Genomic DNA, 1,829 nt, shown 5'->3' on the forward strand with positions numbered 1-1,829 from the left:
GCTGCGGCTGCTGCGGATTGCTCATATCGGTGCCGGTCGCGGTGCCCTTGATGGCGTAGGCCTTGCCGCAGACTGCGTCAGACTCCGCTGCGTGCCTTCGTCCGGGCGTTGCGACGCTTGAGTGCGCGCCGCTCATCTTCGCTCATGCCCCCCCAGACGCCCGAGTCCTGGCCGGTGTTCAGGGCCCACGACAGGCATTCCGTGGTCACCTGGCACCGATTGCAGACCAGTTTCGCGTCAGCGATCTGCGCGAGCGCCGGACCGCTGTTCCCTACCGGGAAGAACAGCTCCGGGTCCTCGTCACGACAGACCGCCTTGTGGCGCCAATCCATAAGTTGTTACTCCTCACTGAGTGCGCAGCAAGGCGCACGGTCTTTTTCTTCGGCTGTTAAAGCGTGCACTAGAAAAGGGTCCGTGCCCCTACATGAATTTCTGCATGCAACCTTTCGATCGTTTCACAGGCTCAACAGAAGTCAATAGTCGTGCGTAGCTCGTGGGCTATCTCACTTCAAAGACTTCTTATTCAAGCCCTTAGTCCGTTGTACTACACTACCGGGCTTTTTCCCCTGTGATTTTCGTCCGGTCGCCCGGTCGTCGCAGCTCAGAGGTGGTTTTTGCCGGGTGGTGCGACTACCGGCAGCGCGTCCGGGACCGTCCTGAACGTCATGGTTTGACGCAGGCCGAGATAATCGCCGTCGAACTGGCTGGCCACCGGGTCGCCGGTCGAGGTGACCCGCAGGCAGGCGGCGTCGTCGTCGCGGATCAGCTGCTTCGGGTCGCCCTTCGGCCCGTTGCCCAGCAGCTGGCTGACCAGGCGCAGCGTGGGGAACACCTTCATCTCGGTGAGCGCGAACACCCCGAGGCCCGAGTCGAAGCTGCAGCCCGGGTTGGTGACCAGCGGGCGGCTGTTGCTGTAGGTCCACGGGGTGGTGTTGGACACCCAGGCGAAGTGCACGCCGGTGACGGGCTCGCGGCCGGCCAGCTCCACCGTCAGGATCGGTGCGCGGCGGCGGAAGGCCAAGGTGACAGGGATCGCGACGCGCCAATAGCGCAGCGGGGTGACCTTGACGCCCTTGTTGCGCTGCCTTTCCACCGCGGCCACCACCTCCGCGTCGACGCCCATCCCGGCGTTGATCACGGCCCACTGCTCGCCGCAGTCGATCAGGCTGATGCGACGCCAGGTCTGGTGGCGGCGGTAGTCGTCGAGCAGCTGGATGAGCTGGTTGGTCGCGGCGACCGGGTCGGGGGAAATGCCCAGCGAGCGGGCCAGCACGTTCGCCGACCCGCCGGGCACCACCGCCAGGGCGGGCACGGGCCCCGAGGCCGCGGCGCCGGGGCGGCCCAGCAAGCCGTTGACCACGCCGCTCACCGTGCCGTCGCCGCCGTGCACGACGACCAGGTCGACCCCGTCCTCGACCGCCTTGTGCGCGAGTTCGGTGCCGTGGCCCCGGTGGGTGGTGTGCTCGACGGTCAGCTGCAGGCGGCTCTTGAGCGCATGCGCGAGAAGGTCGCGACCGGCTGGAGTGGTGGACGTGGCTGTGGGATTCACGATCAGCACGGCGCGCATGATCCCCGAGCTTATGCGGTGCGACGATGCACGCCGCTCGTCGGCGTGAGGAGGAGCAGCGCAGTCGGGGGGAGGCGGGGCCGTTATGGGCGTGCTGTGCGGTAACGGCCGCTGACTACGCTGGCGCTGTGAACCCGCGCGCCCCGTCCACCGTCCGCGCGGCGGGCGTGATCGTCGCGGTGCAGGGCGTGGCGGCGCTGGTCATGGCGGCGGTGCTGGTGGTGCGGGGGATCGCGGGGGCCGACCAACGCGTGGTCAACGG

At 67.6% G+C, this 1,829-nt stretch carries 2 protein-coding genes and 1 pseudogene; 1 reads left to right on the forward strand and 2 read right to left on the reverse strand.

All coding sequences use genetic code 11. The features are described 5' to 3' along the window. Positions 1-77: 77 nt before the first annotated feature. The gene (whiB1, locus tag A9X00_RS20235; RefSeq protein ID WP_066932419.1) at positions 78-332 is read right to left on the reverse strand and encodes a transcriptional regulator WhiB1; all 255 of its coding nucleotides are present in this window, start codon (positions 330-332) and stop codon (positions 78-80) included. Positions 333-601: 269 nt separating this feature from the next. After that, complete coding sequence (locus tag A9X00_RS20240; RefSeq protein ID WP_067157438.1) at positions 602-1,567, reverse strand: diacylglycerol kinase family protein; 966 nt, start codon at positions 1,565-1,567, stop codon at positions 602-604. Positions 1,568-1,695: 128 nt separating this feature from the next. On the opposite strand from A9X00_RS20240, the pseudogene A9X00_RS32065 reads away from it, so the two are divergent. Further along, positions 1,696-1,829 (forward strand): annotated as a pseudogene (locus A9X00_RS32065) (hypothetical protein); the annotation flags it as partial.

This window comes from Mycobacterium sp. 1245805.9 (assembly GCF_001672915.1).
GTDB lineage: Bacteria > Actinomycetota > Actinomycetes > Mycobacteriales > Mycobacteriaceae > Mycobacterium.